The sequence below is a fragment of the Acetivibrio cellulolyticus CD2 genome (assembly GCF_000179595.2).
In the GTDB taxonomy this organism is placed as follows: domain Bacteria; phylum Bacillota; class Clostridia; order Acetivibrionales; family Acetivibrionaceae; genus Acetivibrio; species Acetivibrio cellulolyticus.
In genome coordinates, this window is sequence record NZ_JH556651.1 from 140,477 (window position 1) to 156,938 (window position 16,462).

Consider the following 16,462-nt stretch of genomic DNA (forward strand, 5'->3'; position numbering starts at 1 on the left):
AGTGGTTTGATGGCTGTTAAATGCGGTGATATAATCAGGTTTATGGAAGAATTTGCGCCACCAAGGCTGGCGGAAGATTGGGATAATGTAGGACTTATGGTGGGAAGTCGTGAAGATGAAGTTAAGAAGGTAATGGTATGTCTTGATGTTACTCCGAAGGTTATTGAAGCTGCATCGGAAGAAAATGTAGATCTTATAATATCTCATCACCCTCTTATTTTCAAGGGACTAAAGAGGATCAACAGGGAAGACTTCAAGGGAAAGATTGTAATGGACTTAATCCAAAAGGGTATAAACGTATACAGCGCTCATACCAATCTTGATGTAACGGATGGAGGAATAAATCAATATTTATCTCAAGTTCTTGGATTAAAGAATATCAAGAACCTGAAAGAGTATAAAATCGAGCGTTTACTAAAGCTGGTGGTGTTTGTTCCGAAGGAAAGTCTTGATACAGTAAGGGATGCTATGAGCAAAGCAGGAGCCGGTTGGATTGGAAATTACAGCGATTGTTCTTTTACTACAGAAGGAATTGGAACGTTCAGGCCGCAAGAAGGAACAAACCCATATATAGGCACGCAAGGAAATCTTGAAAAATTAGAGGAATATAGGGTTGAAACTGTAGCCAGTGAGAGGATCATTGATAGAGTCGTAAGTGCTATGATAAGCGCTCATCCATATGAAGAGGTGGCTTATGACATATATCCGCTTGAAATTCCGGGCAAAGAGTATGGAATGGGCTGTGTGGGAGAAATGGGCAGCGCAATGCAGCTAGATAGCTTTGCCGAGGTTGTCAAAAACAAGTTGAATGCCGGGAACGTGCGTGTAATTGGAAATCTTGACAGAGAAATTAAAAAGGCTGCTGTTTTTTGCGGAAGTTTTGATAATGATATTATGGGGCTGGCAAAGTCTAAAGCTGATGTTTTGGTTACAGGGGATGTGAAGTACCATGATGCTTTAGATATGCTGCAGATGGGTATGTGTGTTATTGATGCCGGACACTTTAGTACTGAAAGGATTATAGTACCAAGACTTGTTGAGATTTTAAAGAAGAAATTTAGTGGTGTTGAGGTTATGAGTAACAATGTGGAAGAAGATCCATTTAAATATATTTGACTTAGTGAAAATTTGAGGTTATAATCTTATTTACATTGAAAATTTGAGTAAGCCAGATAGTCGCGTGTATAATACCGAAAGGTTGTACACGAGGAAAGTCCGGGCTCCAGAGGGCAGGGTGCCGGGTAACTCCCGGTGAAGGCGACTTCAAGGAAAGTGCAACAGAGATATACCGCGGTCTTAAGCCTAGTGCTTTAGAACGCAAGGGTGGAAAGGTGAGGTAAGAGCTCACCAGCGGCATGGTGACTTGTCGGCTATGTAAACCCCACCTGGAGCAACACCGCAAAGAGGGACGTTATGGTGGCCCGCCAGTCCCGGGTAGGTGGCTTGAACTTTGCAGAAATGTAAGGTCTAGATAGATGACTATCAAATACAGAACCCGGCTTACAGACTTACTCAATACAATTATCAGGAACACCTGCTTTTAAGGCAGGTGTTTTTGCGTGTGTACGCTTTTATTTTCAGTCCACAAGTCAGGTTTATCATTAACATGTACTATCTAATGGTTTAATGGTTGTTCAATTATTTCCTACGCATTTAGATAATTAATAGTATTATACTGGCAAATCCTCGTCAATAAAAAACGATAGGTGTTTATGTAGGTTTATTTCTATATCATCAACAATTCGACAGTTATTATGGAAAAGTTAGGTTTCCTAGATTATAATAAAAGTAAATGTATAATAAAACTAGGGAAATCTCCTATGTTAGTATATAGATGGGAAGTGGTAGAGTGCTTAGTGAGGGCAAAAGGTCTTTATTGCACGCATTGTTAAAAATAAAGCAGGAGAAGAAATTAGCAGGAGAAGGGTTTGATAACATGGTTTTCCTAGATTCTGCGGATAATGAGCATATACTGTCTCAAAATAATGTTAATTACTTTATAGGAGTTGATGTTCATCTTGAGAGGTTTACTGTCGCTTGTATGGATAAAAATTTGGACTTAATATTTATAAAGGACTCCACTCTTGACGAACTGATTGAGAAGTTAAATGGTATTTCAGTTGAGATAATTGCTGTTGATGCTCCATATGGATTAAACAAAGGATTAATGAATGATGAAAACTATAGAAACAGACTTGGAGTTAATTCAGGTATACACTACAATAAAAAAGTGAGTGAGTATGAACTGACACGAAGAGGTATTTTCTTATATTTTACTCCTAGTAAGGTGGAAGAAATATCTGGCTGGAAGAGTTGGATGGGTACAGGATTTAAATTGTATGAAGAATTAAAAGCATTAGGTTATCAGGCGATAAGTTCAGGTAACTCTAAAAGTAAAGGTTTTGTTGAAGTATTTCCACATGCATCTTTTACAGTACTTGCAGAAAGACTCCTTGAAACTAAGAGTACCGATGCAGGAGTAGAGGAAAGGATTAAGGTTCTGGAGAATTTAGGGTTTAAGAATCTTAGACAAGCGGTATTGGGAAATAAACATGAAACTGCTGATAAATTGGATGCAATTGTTGCAGCATATACCGCTTTGACAGTTTGGAAGGAAGATGCTAATTTTATTGGAGACCCAGATGAGGGGCAAATTGCAATTCCAATTAAGGAAATTAAGGAAAAATATTATAAAACTTCAGGAAGTAAAGTGAATAGTGATGAGATTGAAATTCTAGAAGATACTGAAATAGACTTAAAATCGTTGATTTATTCATATAAAAATGTTGATGCAGTGTTATGGCTGAAATATTTTACTCCACTGAATAATGCACCTGAAATATTTAAAATTATAGACTTTAACAAACACCCTAATTTAGAGGTCACAGCAAAAATTATATCTGATGAGGGAAATATGGTAGAAGTTAAATTTATGGCTATGAAAAATAGGGTTGATGGAATGAAGGTAACAATAGAAGATAAAAGTATACTTAAGGATTTTTGGGGCTCCCATGGGGACAAAAAAGATTATAAGATTATTATAACTGGTTTATGTAATATGTAAAAATTGTGAGGGCATATGGATACTATTAAAGATATTATTTTTGGAGCGGGCAAAATATTAAAAGAGCGGTACTTTGACTCATTTTCCTATAATGATAAAGGAAGATTTGACTTGGTATCAGAAGTAGATTTAGAAATAGAAGAAATGCTGATAAATGGTTTAAAATCAATCAATCCAGATATTTTTTTTACTCAGAGGAGTGCGGTGATATATCAGGCAGTCAGAATGAAATGAGATGGATTATTGACCCAGTTGATGGAACAGCAAACTTTATCTTTGGAATTCCATACGTTAATATATCTTTAAGTTTAGAATGTAAAAATCGTATAATAGAGGCTTATGTTTATAATCCATTAACAGATGAATTATACTTTTCAAGCGAAAAGAACGGGAAGGCATTTCTTAATGGAAAACAAATAACGGTTTCAGACTCATGTGAAATAAACCGCTCCTTGGTTACCTTTGGGTTTAGTGCCAATATTGCCAATATAAACAAATATTATAGTGAGTGGTCGGTGCTGTTTAAAGAGTGTAGGAAGGGATTAGGAGTTTTATCTCCTGCATTAAATATCTGTAATGTAGCAAGAGGAAGGACCGATTGTTTTATTGATTTTGGAAGCAATATGGAAGGTCAGGCAGGAGCCGCATTTATACTAAAGAATGCTGGGGGTATTGCAGTTAATTATGATTTTTCAGAATGGGATTATAGCACCAAAGGAATTATAGCGGTTAACAGTAAATTGTTGGCTCGTTTAAAAGAAAACAAAGTGGTAAACAAAGAAGTTTAATTTAGGAGAATTGGAATGGTTGTGTTAGGTGAACTAAACCCAAATATAAGGTCTAAACTTATAGAACTTTTTGAAAGAAATCAAAAGGTTGATTTATCAATCGACAGTATTATTGCAGAAGGGCAAACAGGAAGAAATATTAGTATAATAGTTGATAACCTACTAAATCCTAAGGTTGTGCAACTTTCGCAAGGAACTTTTACAATGTTTGCAGGTGATACAAAAAATGAGGTTGCATTTGAATTGGTCAGGAACTTATCTCATCTATATTGGATTATGCCATGTTCGGAGGAGTGGTTGAATCTTATAAAAGATGTTCATGGAGATAAATTAGTCCAAAGTGAGAGGTATTCTTTTTCTGGGGAAAGTATAGAAAAAAGCCACCTTATAGACCTTATTGAAAATAATCCATTTAAAGAAATGCTGTGTAAAATTGATATGGAAATGGCTAACAAAATGGCTGAAGATGAATTGAATAAGTATCATTTTATGAATTACAATTCACCTGAACATTTCATAAATACTGGTTTTGGGTATTGTGTTAAAATAGATAATAAGATAGTGTCAGCGTGCAGTTCTGGGCTTATATGCAAAGTTGGAGCAGAGATATGCATTATTACACATCCTGATTATAGAGAAAAGGATTTAGCAACACTTACAGCAGCAAAGTTTATTCTGAATTGTTTGGATAATGGCCTTGTACCACATTGGGATGCTGCAAACCCAAAATCTATTGGATTAGCAAAAAAACTTGGATATACTTATGTTGGTTCGTACAATGTTTACCATATCTAACAATAGAGATTTAAATATTTATACATAGAAATGAAATTTGGTGAAAGTATGGCGATGGGAGAATATCATGTTTTGATACAATTGATTCTATTATAGAAAAAGTAGCATTTGAAAACTTGTATGGCGGCTATATTAGATTGTAGATTTGTCTGAAATTATTTATGATCCAAATTAAGAAGAAGGGAGTCTTATAAGCAAAATTCTAGCGATAGGATGCTGTTTGTAAGGGGGCAATATGAAAATAAAAGTGTACCGTAATCTTTCGAAAGCAGAGACATTTTCCTGCAAACCCAAAGACTTTAAAGAGAATAGATTTATTGAAATTGATTCATTAGAGGTACTATTTGGCTTGAGCCATAAATTTTGTTTTGATTCAAAAGACAGGTACTGCTATTCAAATGTACCTGATATACAAGGGAATGTTATTATTAAAGCGAATGTTATTGGAAGTAGTAGAAAGAGCAGGATGGGCGATGAGTTCAAAACCTATTTAACTGATTGTTCAATTTATCTATATCCGATAAAAGTAACTGAGTATCCTGAAAGTGCATTTATTGAGCTTAGAGAAGTTATCTTACCGTTTATTTACACATGGATTTGCAAACAGATTAATAAGTCTGATAATGAAAGATTGATAGACAGTAAATTAATCATTGAGTGGTTTGACAATAAACACAGAGTTCATGATTTAAGGCCTAAATGATTGTGTTTTTTTATACTTCATATGATAATCAAAAATGAAAGAAGAAAAAGATATGAAAGAACTGAGTGAACTTAAAAATAATTCTGACCCAGGATGGCGAGTTGTTGAAGAATGGTTGTTAGAAGCAAATAAGCCAATAAGAGTACTTGAATCATATAAGAAAAAGAGTGAAGAGATATTATACAGTTTACAAATATCTACTCGGTCGATACTTGGAGCAGTTGCCTATCAAACGGGTGGTATAATAGTTGATAATGGGTGGCTTCGTTTCTTGGGCTCAGGTAATGCCTCTTTTAGAAGGAACCTGGTTTCTTGGAATGGAATTGATATGAATCAGGGCGGTAAGTGTACAAGGTTGCCAGGCTCTATTTTGGTGGCAGATGATGTTCTTGGGGGCTTCTTTGCTATGAATGGAGGAGCCTTTGAAGGTAAGGTCGGAGATATATTTTATTTTGCTCCTGATTCTTTGGAATGGGAATCACTAAATAAAACTTACCCAGAGTTTTTGCACTGGTCGATTACAGGCAATGTGCAATTATTTTATGAAATGTTCCGATGGTATGGATGGGATAATGAAATAAAAAATATAGGGTATGACCAGGGAGTCTTATTTTACCCGCCGCTTTGGTCTGGAGACGAACCTGTTTCTAATCGAAGCAGAAATAATGTATCTATAGCAGAAATATGGGACTTTACAGTGGATAGTAATGCAGGTAGATGTTAATGAGACCAACTTATTGTTTCAAAGGTATATAAAAGGTTTGTCAAGGAGGCCAAATGATGGATTTTCAAAATGTGAAAGATGAGATAAAGAGTTTTTGGAACAAAAGGGATGAATTTTCGAATTCAGATAATCCAGTTTTTTGCGGAGGCGGAGACACTGAGTTTAAAAGGATACAAAATTTATTTAATACTGTAATGCCAATAGAATTAGAAAATTACATCAAGGAAATGGCTCCGAATAAAGAATTTTATTTTAGAACAGTGGGCAATGCTATATGCATTTATAACTACGGAATGCTTTCCAATCGGATTGATGGCTACAGTTATAACCCAGTTATAAAGGAAAATATCGATGATTGGAACCAAGACTGGTTTCTTATAGGAGATGAAGGTGGCGACCCGATAATTGTTGATTTAGGACAAGAGGAAAGTAATAGTGATAAATGCCCAGTATTACAGGCAATGCATGGAGCAGGAGAATGGAATTTTTATGAGATATCAAGTTCAATACCACAATTTTTACTTTGTACAGCATATCTTCATCATGCGTTAAGTGGATTTGATATTGATGAGCCGATAATTGATGAAGATGATAAATTATTTCTTGCTGATGGGGCCGCTAAGTGGTTTTTTGCTAAGATTAAAGAATGTGACCCGCTTCATTATGATGACTGGGCGAGTATATTTGAAAATAGTTAAAGGGAATTTAATTTTGTGTTATCATAAAGGATGTATAGTAGCATTATATAATAGTTTTGTCTAATGCAGGAAAGGGAATATTGTTTTGGAGTCAAAGGAGAACATATTATGAAAAACTCAGTTTCAGTTAATGTCAAATTAGATGTACAAGATTTACGAAAGCATTTAATAGAAGAACGTTATGATAACATACCAAACAAAATTGGTTTTTACGGATGGTGGATAATTATAGGAGTTTTAGGTATGCTTTTTTTAATTTCTTGTCTTTGGGCTTTGATTGCATTTGATAATATAATTTTTATAGATGGCCTTTTATTTTTGGGCTTTGCATTATTCTTGTACTTTGGAAGTTCTAATCCAATAAAGTTGGCTATATATGCTAATAAAACAATGAAAAGTGATAAATTAATGCAAAAAGAAATTTGTATCATATTAGATGACAGTGGTATGTCTACAAGTTTTGATACATCAAATATTAATATTGAGTGGAAGGATATTTTTTGTGCGAAAGAATTTAAAAGCGGTTTTGCAATTTATTTAAATAAAACCTCTGGGCAGGTTATTCCAAAAAGGTTTTTAACAGCCGATGATATTTACTTAATACGAGAAATACTGACAAAAAATATTGAAAGCAGAAAACTTACTCTTAAAAAAACAAATAAATGAGAGTATAACGGAGGAAATTAAGAGTATTTATGGGATACATTAAAGACTTGCGAAAACTTATCGGAAACAGGCCAATTATTGCCATTGGAGCAACTATTATTGTATATAATCAAGACGGAGAGATACTCCTCCAGCACCGAACGGATACTAACACATGGGGATTGCCAGGTGGGAGTATGGAAGCAGGAGAAAATATTGAAGAAACCGCAAGAAGGGAATTGTTTGAAGAGACAGGACTTGAAGTGACAAAACTAAAGTTGTTAAATGTTCTGTCAGGACCAGAGTACTTCTTTACATATCCTAATGGAGACCAAATACATACTGTTATTGTTCTTTATGAAGCAATTGAAGTAAAAGGAGAATTGCATATAAATGATAATGAAAGCAAGGAACTGAAATACTTTAATGTTAATCACCTGCCAGAGTTGGAGAGCAGGGCAGAGAATGTGATTAGGTGGCTACGGACATAAATTGTTCTATAAAAGGAAGAAGAAGGTGTGATTAACTGTATAGTAGCAGATTATCTTTGAGCAGAATTTCAATATATGGTCAGCCCTGTAAATTCTATAGAAAGCCCTTAAGGACACCGAGAGCAAAGTTGTGTGCTGCATGTGGGGCTAAAGTAATGAAGGGAAGGTAGTAAAAATGGATAAAAAGGCTGAATTATTAAAAGAAATAAAGGGAACGCTTATCGGCTTAAAAGTATGTTATCTGGGGGAAAAATATGGTGGATACCTAAAGATAGGATTGGGAGAAAAAGTATATTATGATGAAACTGGACGTAAAGGAAAATTTCACTGTCAATGCGATATATCATCTCGGCAAAGCACATGGCGGATAATACAAAACAATAAAATTCTTTGTGGATATGGAAATGAAGTTGAATTTAATAAAGGTATATTTAGTTCTCTTGAATTAGGAAGTTTAGTAGACATTATACAGAAAACAGATTTTGATATTACGTTCATGTTCGACTGCGGTATAAGTGTCGACTTTATTTGCAATATATTAGAAGAGCCTCAATTGACCATAACCTCTTATCCTACAGTCGCATATGAGTTGTGTATGGATGGATGGAGGAAAATAGACCCAAATGAATTATTTAGAAAAGTGAGCGAAATAGATTCTGTATTAAGTGACCTTTCAGAAGATTGTTGCAACAGATGGAATTCAATAGTTCCTAAAAGCAATAATAATAATAATAAGGTTTGTGATAATTGCTTTTATTTTCGTACAATTAATGGATACTTCCATTTTTGGGAGTTTGGGATTTGTAGTAATAGAGAATCACCATTTGATGGTAAATTAGTTGGGGTTTCATCTGGATGTAATAAATTAAAAGCATTGAAGGACTTAATAAAGTGAATAGTCAGAGGACGATGCTTTAGTGCCAATATAAGTGGATGTTAAAAGCATTAAAATATTTTTTAATTTGGTGGTGATTATAGAATGTCTGGCAAAATGATAATGTTCGATAGTGATAGTGGAAGGTTCCAATTAAGGGCTGTTGGTGTTGCAGTTAAAGATAATAAGATTCTTATACATAGAGCAGAGAAAGATGACTTCTGGTCTTTACTTGGCGGTCGGGTTGAAATGCTCGAATCGTCTGAAGATACACTTATAAGGGAAATGAAAGAGGAATTGGGTATAGATATTGAGGTAGAACGGTTATTATGGGTTTCTGAAAACTTCTTTGAATACGAAAATAAAGTGTTTCATGAATTAGGGTTTTATTATCAGATGAAATTACCTGAAAATTGCCCTTTGTTTGAGCAGAAGGGAGAGTTTCAAGGAGATGAACAGGGAATAAAGTTAATTTTTAAATGGCAGCCTATTGATAGGCTTGATGACTTGGTACTATATCCGACATTCTTGAAAAGAACCCTTACAACTAAATCAGAAGGAATTGAGCATATCATAGAAACAGAGCCTTGATTTTTGATATAATTGAGTATGAAAGAAACATAAGAATTGTTCCTTTTTCAAAATAGGGAAATTGATTAGGAGAAAAATTATGAAGAAAAAATATGATATGAGCAATCCTATGGCTCCGTTGTGGCTAATGTATCCACATATAAGCAGCGGAAGCATTGGATGGAGAATGGGGTCTGGAGAAGAATATAAATTTGAATTTATTGATTGGTATGATGCTATTTCTGTAGATGAACAAAAACAATTCCAGCAGATGTTTCCTGCACCAAAAGGTTGGCTCGATTGGTTTAAAGAGGAATGTCATGAAGGTGATTTTTATGATGATGACGGCTATCTTCAATGGAGTGAAGGTGGTAATATGAAGTATTCAATGGACACTTTACAAAATGATTTCCGTGCAGGTAAGAAGATTAAGTATTTGTTTTTCTGGGGCCATCAGCCGTCAGTCGATGGCAGTATTACAAAAACCTGCTTTAGCCAGTGGTGGAAGTCTGATTTTACTATTGATATAGAAGACTACTGCTGTATGGAACAGTATATGATGGCTGAAAAAGCAAGGCTGTTTGAAGATAAAGAAATTCTGGAAGAGATAATGAAGAGTAAGCATCCGAAACAGATAAAGGAATTGGGCAGGAAGGTTAGAAATTTTGATGAAGAGGTATGGAAGAAAAAACGTTATTCCATCATTCTAAACGGTAACTATGCTAAGTTTTTACAGAATGAAGAGTTGAGGCAATTTTTAATACAGACTCAAAATCGGGTACTTGTTGAAGCCAGTCCTTATGATAAGATTTGGGGAATAGGAATGTCGGCTGATGATGAGCATATAGAAAACCCTTTGGAGTGGCAGGGGTTAAATCTTTTGGGATTTGCCTTGATGGAAGTACGGGATGAACTTATCCGTGTGTGTCAGAATGTTGATAAACTTGATTTAAAGTTATTACATGAGGAATTTGATTAATATTTTAAAGGGTAGTTTAAAGAAAGAAGATATAAGTAGTAAGTTTGATTTACTCGGATTTGTTTTATAAATCTGACTTATTGTCTATTCTGTACGCTCATATAATGGAAGAGTCTATATAAACCCATCTACATTAACTATTTGATGGTATGGAGAAATCTTGATACTATTGTTGATGATAGTAAGTTTTTGGGAGTTAATGAGGTAATCATTTTGAAAAATAAATTGCGTAGAATAACAATTAATAACGAAACATACTATTATAGATTTACCTATAAATATCAACGAGAGTCTGAGTACGATTTAGCATGTATCTCATGCTTTAAAGCATATATAGAGAAGAATAAAAATACTCCTCTTGTAATTACGATAAAAACAGAAGCAGATTACATCATTGGAAATACTTTGAATATAGGTACAAAAGGTATAAACCTTAATTTGCCTCAATGGGCACGTAAACTAATACTTTTGGGGCTTGATAGAGGATGGAATGGATATATGAAGATGGAGTTACAATGCGATTATGAACTATTAGAGCAGATTAAAGGTTCTTGAAAAAGGATACGTAAAATAAGAGAAAGGAGAACTGTGTATGTATCTCTTAGAGAACTGTGTTGTAGATGTTCCCATGTTACCAGAAATCCAGGCAGAACTAATAGAATGCTTTAGAAACAATAATCAGTTGATTTTATTCACTTGGATTGAGCCTAGTGAGGGAGATATTAAAAAGTTGGAAGAAAAGAGTAAAAAGTATGGAATTATAGTTGAATATAAGGAATTTGCTTTAACTGGTAAAGAGCCTTTGTTTATTACCGAGGGAGAGTGTGGTCCATCTAATAGAAAAGAATTAAGAAGAATCCATTGGTACAGCCCTGATATATGGGAAGAGTTAATAGCAATTATTAAGGACGAAGGTATAACATATCATTGCTATATAGTTCCTAAAGACAGGCATCCTAAAGACTTTCTGTTTGATATTCATTTATATGAACACCATGAGATAGGTGATAATGAATATAGAAGTTTATTTTATAGCGGTGAGGGCGTTGCAAGTTTTAAAGAGCATGTTCTTTCAAAGTTAGAGGCTGTTGTTAAAAAATACAGTAATGGTTATAAATTTTAAAACTGATTTTGGAGGAGTCTACATGTATTACGCTATCAATAAACTTCAAGAATTGAGAGACTGTGCAATTAAGGAATTAAAACAAGGTAAGAATGAATTCCTGAAAACAAAATTAGAGTTGGATAGGGCAATATCATGCTTAGAATTTTGCATGGAGCATGATTTGTTTAGTGATAATAAAGAAAAGTACAGTGTGTTAGAGTTGCCTTTGCCAGAGGGTACGGGCTATTTTTCTGATTATAGAATAGTTGATGATTGCGAAACAGAGGACAAGGAGTTTTGGAGAGAGTTGAAATTCGAGGGTAAAAAAGTATTTTTATCATCAGGGGATATTATTATAAAGAGGGAGTAAAGGTACTTCTATTGATAGATTCAAATTACAGCAGAGAATATAGGCGGTGAAAGGTATTTGTAATATGAATAAAAATATAAATTGGTTGGAGCCATGGGATTCTTTATGTACTGAGCCAAATCATTTTGAACAGGAACTCTATTTTGAAATAGGAGAGCGACATGTTTTATATGGGAAAAAAGTTACGGCAATCGGCAGAAGATATGATTGTGATGACTTTTTATTTAAGGTTCATTACTCGGAGTTCAATTATGCAGTAGTACATCTAACCTATTCAAGAACGAAGGAGCAGGATGCAAGTTTTCCGATAACGAAATTATTTAAAGATTTGAACGATTGGGTTAATAACTGTATGATTCCAGACCACTCAGAATATATGCTTAGTGAAGAAGAAGGAAATTAGGAGGAAGTAGATTATTCAGGTTAAGGAGATGCTGTTTAGTGACTCAAAAGATTGAAAAACCATTAAGTAAATTAATCGGCTTAATAATTAAAAAATTAGAATCTGGAGTTGATATTTATGATTCTGAGGAATTAAGAGATGCCCTTAGTCTTTTAGAAACTTTTATTTCGGTGGAACTCAGGAAAAAAATAGCGAATGGGAATATGAAAGTTTAGATGGATTATATGAAGGCCGAATTACAATGACAGGCAAGAACCAAATCAGTATTGTTGGCATGTGTGTGTTGATATCAGACCAAAGTTTTATACCTGTTTATATTCAAACTAGAATTTCAGATTCAATGGATGAAATTGAATGGATGGACTGTAAATTAGCCGAATACGGAGAAAACGGAATAATAAAGATACCTTGCAATTCTAACCGATGGAATAAGCAGATGTATGCTTTAGATGTAAATAAAATTAATTGGCATTATTCAATAAGTTACGGTAAAGAAATTTGAATTAAGTAATAGGTAAGGTGGTTTATGGAACAATATAGAAATACATGGTTTATATATAATTGGTTTTACGAAGATGGTGAAGATTTAATCCATCCTGATAACTTGGAACGATTTAAGGAAAGGTTTCGATGTCATGGAAACTGCCTATTTTTCTGCGTCGGTGAAGATAAAGATTATATTACTTTCAAATATAAAGAAGAGTTATTCAGAGTTAAACCAAATTTATATAAAAGGGTTAAACTGCCTATATATTCATATGGAGAGCGTTTAAAATTAAAGAAATATCCAGATGCTATATGCGAAGTTGATGATATAAGGTGGCATTCAGTCAGGTCAGAACCATTTTACACCCTTATTGTAAATGGTAAAAAGAAATCTAAACGTTATTATGAAGATGAATTTATATTAGAATAGAAAGTTAATTAAAACATACCTGCAACACATATCAGGTATGAATAGCCAAAATGAAGCAGAAAAGATGATTAGGCAAAAGATTACTTGTTTATACATAATGCCTTCGGATGAGGTGCTTGGAGAAGATTATATGGATACATTATCAATTAGAGGTGAAATTGAAAAGTTAATAAAGAGTTTACCTCTATCATATGAAGACCTACATGAAATTGGAAAAACACAATGGGCAAGCATTAAGAAAAATATTGAGAATAGATTTTTAAAAATAAATTATTATACAGATGATTTACGCTGGGGATGGGAGGTGTTTAAAGAACCGCAATTTTCTGTAACATTTACCGACCCTGCTTTTTCATACTTTTCTAATTTAATAGAAGATGATGTTATTTGGTTTGTAGTTGAGGATTACAAGAATAAAATGTGGCTATATGAAGGAACTAAAGACGCAATCATAAGAAAAGTTATTCCTGAATGCTTGAATTTAAAAGAATATTATCTTGTTTCAAAAAAGTATGAATGGATATTATGTGAAAATCATCATAATGTTGCCTGTGGCTCTGGTAAAAGGATTGTTGAAAAGATGAATAAATTCATAGGAGAAAACCCTGAAGAGATTATTACTGTTTACTAAGATTAGGAGTAGCGGATTTCCATTACAAAAAATTATTTGATTTTAATTATTAATTTTTCAGCCACAATAGTACACTTTGGCATAATTTTATCATATTTGTCCCACAACATTACTAAATAATGCCTTACTTTTTGTAAGTGCTTCAAAACATACCGTAGTGTAATTAACAACTACTTCTGTTATGCTTTCTGATATAAAACTCATGAAGTCAGGAGGCATTTTAAAATGGCACAAAGAAAATCCGAGACAATATGGAAGCAGACAATTTTAGATTGTAAAGCCAGTGGCTTATCTGCTAGGCAATGGTGTGAAAAAAATAATATAAAATTGTCAACCTACAAATATTGGCTTACAAGACTCAATAAGCAAAAGAACTCAGCAACAGATATATGCTGGGCAGAAATGAAAATTCCAGAAGAAGTGATAAGGCATCCGGGTTCTGCTTCCATCACAATACGGTATGACAATTTTGTATTGGATATACACGAAAAGACTGATCTTCAGTTGCTAGCAACAGTGTTAAAAACACTGCGTTCAATATGTTAGGCGGATTTACCCAGGGAGCTGAACATATCTACATAGCCTGTAATTCCACAGATTTTCGGAAGCAGATTGATGGATTGGTGGCGATTGTGAATCTACAGTTTAAACTCGATCCATTTTCAGACAGCTGCGCTTTCATCTTCTGCAATAAAAGAAAAACAGCTATTAAAGTTTTGAGATATGATAAAAATGGGTTTATCCTTGCCAGCAAGAAGCTTTTGGAAGGAATGAAGTTTCAATGGCCCAAGAGCCCGTCGGAAGTAAAAGAGATTACATTACAGCAGATGGAATGGCTCTTTCAGGGACTTAATATAGAACAGAAAAAGGCACATTATTCTGTTGAAATGAGTGCCGAAAAAACCTGTTATTAGGGTTGGTGAATATGCCGAAAAAACGGCTAAAAACCCGCATAAAATCAGCATTTTTTTGCCCATTAATATCTCCTAAAATATAGAAAAAGGCATTAAAAAGTGGTATACTTAAACCAGATAAAAAAGGACGTGTATACCATTGACAGAACATGAAGAACTGGAAATGCTTCGGGCTTTAGTTGAAAAACAAAAGCAGGAACTTGAAGCAAAAGATAAGATCATTCAAAAACAAAATATCCAGCTTGAGAACATGATTCAGGCTCTCCTGCACGCTCGCAAGAAACTATTTGGTAGCCCTTCTGAGATTACCAGACAGACAGGCGAACAAATAAATCTGTTTGAAACAACGCAGGAACTGGCAGCGGAATTATTTAAGGAACAGAAAAAAATAACCGTTCCAAGCCACCAAAGAACTGCCAGACAGCCTGGTGTCAGAGTTGAAATGCTTGTAAATATTCCGAAAGAGGTGGAGGAATATATCATTCCTCCGGAAGAAAACTGTTCCGAGTGCGGAGCAGAACTGAAAGTCATTGGTAAAAAGCTTGTACGCACAGAAGTGGAATTTATTCCGTCAAAACTGAAAGTAGTACAGGTTCTCCAGGAAGTTGCTAAGTGTACCAACTGTGGAAATGAAGGTAGCGAAAATCCCAAAGACCATTTCCAGAAAGCTGCGGTTCCAACTTCAGTTCTGCCACACTTCATAGCAACTGCATCCCTTGTGGCACAAGTCATGTATCAGAAGTTTGCAATGGGGATTCCTTTCAACCGTCAAGAGAACGATTGGTACCGTATAGGTCTGGTGCTACCAAGATCTAATATGGCAAACTGGACGATTCGGTGTAGTGAAGAATGGCTGGCTCCGATTTACAACCGGATTCATGAGGAGCTTTTAAAATGCGAAGTCCTTCACATGGATGAAACAAGAATCCAGTGTAATAAGGAAGAAGGCAAACAAGCTAGCAGTGATTCTTTCATGTGGGTCATGCGAAGTGCAGCTTGTGAAGAGATCAAGGCAGCTTTCTTCCACTATTCCAGAAGCCGAAGCGGTGATGTTGCAAAGCAACTATTACAAGGGTTTCATGGATATCTAACCACGGATGCGTATAGTGCTTATGAGAAAGCGGAGAACATTAAAAGAAATCTTTGTTGGGCTCATTGTCGACGCTATTTCATAGAAAGTATTCCGCTGGACAATAAAGGAAAAGAGATCTCGGGTTCCAAAGGAGCTGAAGGAAGGGAATTCATCAATCTTCTCTTCAAAGTGGAAGATGAGATAAAGGAACTGTCATATGACGAAAAGAAAGAGAAGCGTCAGGAGGCGTCACGCGCCATTCTTGATGCCTTTTGGTCATGGGTTGAAGAGACCTCTGCAATTTCTACTACAAATGAGAACCTGACAAAAGCTCTAAATTATGCTAAGAATCAGAAAAAGTATCTCGAAACATTTCTAGAAGACGGAAGACTTCCCATCTCAAACAATCTTTGTGAGGCAAATATCAAACCATATGCCGTGGCAAGAAGAGCCTGGCTTTTTGCTGACACTCCAAGGGGAGCAACTGCTAATGCGATCCTTTATACATTGGTGGAATCTGCCAAAGCAAATATTTTGGACGTGTATGAGTATCTAAAATATATCCTTGAAGCAATGCCTAATACAGATTTTAAAAACCACCCAGAACTTCTGGACAAGTACCTGCCTTGGTCAAAGGATTTACCGGAAGAATGCAGGCTGAATCATAAACATAAAAAGTGCTTCAAAAAATGACACCATTAGCTTATCGCAATGATCGTG

At 34.8% G+C, this 16,462-nt stretch carries 24 protein-coding genes and 1 other RNA gene; all 25 read left to right on the plus strand.

All coding sequences use genetic code 11. The features are described 5' to 3' along the window. The first annotated feature begins 9 nt into the window (after positions 1 to 9). The 25 genes from ACECE_RS0200615 to tnpC all read left to right on the plus strand — a co-directional run bounded on the left by ACECE_RS0200615 (position 10) and on the right by tnpC (position 16,435). Positions 10 to 1,116 (plus strand): Nif3-like dinuclear metal center hexameric protein, encoded by a 1,107-nt coding sequence (locus ACECE_RS0200615; protein ID WP_010243225.1) that lies wholly within the window; start codon positions 10 to 12, stop codon positions 1,114 to 1,116. Between the two features lie 44 nt (positions 1,117 to 1,160). Then, an RNA gene (gene rnpB, locus ACECE_RS28930) (RNase P RNA component class A) lies at positions 1,161 to 1,519 on the plus strand. Positions 1,520 to 1,834: 315 nt separating this feature from the next. Further along, complete coding sequence (locus ACECE_RS26165; protein WP_083878367.1) at positions 1,835 to 3,064, plus strand: DUF429 domain-containing protein; 1,230 nt, start codon at positions 1,835 to 1,837, stop codon at positions 3,062 to 3,064. Positions 3,065 to 3,079: 15 nt separating this feature from the next. Continuing rightward, positions 3,080 to 3,298, plus strand: a complete 219-nt coding sequence (locus ACECE_RS0200625; protein ID WP_010243229.1) for an FIG domain-containing protein — start codon at positions 3,080 to 3,082, stop codon at positions 3,296 to 3,298. Further along, on the plus strand, positions 3,295 to 3,852 hold the full coding sequence (locus ACECE_RS0200630; RefSeq protein WP_010243231.1) for an inositol monophosphatase family protein: 558 nt from the start codon (positions 3,295 to 3,297) through the stop codon (positions 3,850 to 3,852). The genes ACECE_RS0200625 and ACECE_RS0200630 overlap by 4 nt, the downstream gene beginning before the upstream one ends. A 15-nt stretch (positions 3,853 to 3,867) precedes the next feature. Next, positions 3,868 to 4,647 carry a GNAT family N-acetyltransferase gene (locus ACECE_RS0200635; protein ID WP_010243233.1) on the plus strand — a complete coding sequence of 260 codons (780 nt, stop codon included), beginning with the start codon at positions 3,868 to 3,870 and terminating at the stop codon, positions 4,645 to 4,647. A gap of 235 nt (positions 4,648 to 4,882) precedes the next feature. Then, positions 4,883 to 5,350 carry a hypothetical protein gene (locus ACECE_RS0200640; protein ID WP_010243235.1) on the plus strand — a complete coding sequence of 156 codons (468 nt, stop codon included), beginning with the start codon at positions 4,883 to 4,885 and terminating at the stop codon, positions 5,348 to 5,350. Positions 5,351 to 5,384: 34 nt separating this feature from the next. After that, positions 5,385 to 6,074, plus strand: a complete 690-nt coding sequence (locus tag ACECE_RS0200645; protein ID WP_010243237.1) for a DUF2625 family protein — start codon at positions 5,385 to 5,387, stop codon at positions 6,072 to 6,074. A gap of 53 nt (positions 6,075 to 6,127) precedes the next feature. Continuing rightward, positions 6,128 to 6,772 carry a hypothetical protein gene (locus ACECE_RS0200650; protein ID WP_162862441.1) on the plus strand — a complete coding sequence of 215 codons (645 nt, stop codon included), beginning with the start codon at positions 6,128 to 6,130 and terminating at the stop codon, positions 6,770 to 6,772. Positions 6,773 to 6,880: 108 nt separating this feature from the next. Beyond that, entirely contained in the window at positions 6,881 to 7,438 is a 558-nt protein-coding gene (locus tag ACECE_RS0200655) for a YcxB family protein (RefSeq protein WP_010243241.1), read from the plus strand. A 29-nt stretch (positions 7,439 to 7,467) separates the two neighbouring features. Then, positions 7,468 to 7,908: an NUDIX hydrolase gene (locus ACECE_RS0200660; RefSeq protein ID WP_010243243.1), complete on the plus strand. Its 441-nt coding sequence runs from the start codon at positions 7,468 to 7,470 to the stop codon at positions 7,906 to 7,908. Between the two features lie 175 nt (positions 7,909 to 8,083). Then, a complete protein-coding gene (locus ACECE_RS0200665; protein WP_010243245.1) occupies positions 8,084 to 8,803 on the plus strand; it encodes a DUF3027 domain-containing protein in 720 nt (239 codons plus the stop codon). An 84-nt stretch (positions 8,804 to 8,887) separates the two neighbouring features. Further along, positions 8,888 to 9,373 carry an NUDIX hydrolase gene (locus ACECE_RS0200670; protein ID WP_010243248.1) on the plus strand — a complete coding sequence of 162 codons (486 nt, stop codon included), beginning with the start codon at positions 8,888 to 8,890 and terminating at the stop codon, positions 9,371 to 9,373. A 79-nt stretch (positions 9,374 to 9,452) separates the two neighbouring features. Further along, the gene (locus ACECE_RS0200675) at positions 9,453 to 10,331 is read left to right on the plus strand and encodes an NADAR family protein (RefSeq protein ID WP_010243250.1); all 879 of its coding nucleotides are present in this window, start codon (positions 9,453 to 9,455) and stop codon (positions 10,329 to 10,331) included. Positions 10,332 to 10,475: 144 nt separating this feature from the next. Next, on the plus strand, positions 10,476 to 10,886 hold the full coding sequence (locus ACECE_RS0200680) for a hypothetical protein (protein ID WP_026073637.1): 411 nt from the start codon (positions 10,476 to 10,478) through the stop codon (positions 10,884 to 10,886). Positions 10,887 to 10,923: 37 nt separating this feature from the next. Further along, entirely contained in the window at positions 10,924 to 11,454 is a 531-nt protein-coding gene (locus tag ACECE_RS0200685; RefSeq protein ID WP_010243252.1) for a hypothetical protein, read from the plus strand. Then, positions 11,420 to 11,806 carry a hypothetical protein gene (locus ACECE_RS31420; protein WP_205410156.1) on the plus strand — a complete coding sequence of 129 codons (387 nt, stop codon included), beginning with the start codon at positions 11,420 to 11,422 and terminating at the stop codon, positions 11,804 to 11,806. Before ACECE_RS0200685 ends, ACECE_RS31420 begins: the two co-directional genes overlap by 35 nt. A 64-nt stretch (positions 11,807 to 11,870) precedes the next feature. Then, positions 11,871 to 12,209 carry a hypothetical protein gene (locus ACECE_RS0200695; protein ID WP_010243255.1) on the plus strand — a complete coding sequence of 113 codons (339 nt, stop codon included), beginning with the start codon at positions 11,871 to 11,873 and terminating at the stop codon, positions 12,207 to 12,209. Between the two features lie 38 nt (positions 12,210 to 12,247). After that, positions 12,248 to 12,424 (plus strand): hypothetical protein, encoded by a 177-nt coding sequence (locus ACECE_RS30825; protein ID WP_162862442.1) that lies wholly within the window; start codon positions 12,248 to 12,250, stop codon positions 12,422 to 12,424. A gap of 26 nt (positions 12,425 to 12,450) precedes the next feature. Next, positions 12,451 to 12,711 (plus strand): hypothetical protein, encoded by a 261-nt coding sequence (locus ACECE_RS0200705; protein ID WP_010243257.1) that lies wholly within the window; start codon positions 12,451 to 12,453, stop codon positions 12,709 to 12,711. 24 nt (positions 12,712 to 12,735) lie between these two features. Further along, a complete protein-coding gene (locus tag ACECE_RS0200710; protein ID WP_010243259.1) occupies positions 12,736 to 13,125 on the plus strand; it encodes a DUF6960 family protein in 390 nt (129 codons plus the stop codon). Positions 13,126 to 13,162: 37 nt separating this feature from the next. Next, positions 13,163 to 13,756, plus strand: a complete 594-nt coding sequence (locus ACECE_RS0200715) for a DUF6756 family protein (protein ID WP_162862443.1) — start codon at positions 13,163 to 13,165, stop codon at positions 13,754 to 13,756. A gap of 225 nt (positions 13,757 to 13,981) precedes the next feature. Next, positions 13,982 to 14,302, plus strand: coding sequence for an IS66 family insertion sequence element accessory protein TnpA (tnpA, locus tag ACECE_RS26170; protein WP_010243263.1), 321 nt, complete (start codon positions 13,982 to 13,984; stop codon positions 14,300 to 14,302). Beyond that, complete coding sequence (tnpB, locus tag ACECE_RS0200725; protein ID WP_010243264.1) at positions 14,296 to 14,670, plus strand: IS66 family insertion sequence element accessory protein TnpB; 375 nt, start codon at positions 14,296 to 14,298, stop codon at positions 14,668 to 14,670. Before tnpA ends, tnpB begins: the two co-directional genes overlap by 7 nt. Positions 14,671 to 14,809: 139 nt before the next feature. Beyond that, entirely contained in the window at positions 14,810 to 16,435 is a 1,626-nt protein-coding gene (gene tnpC / locus ACECE_RS0200730) for an IS66 family transposase (protein WP_010243266.1), read from the plus strand. Positions 16,436 to 16,462: the final 27 nt, after the last annotated feature.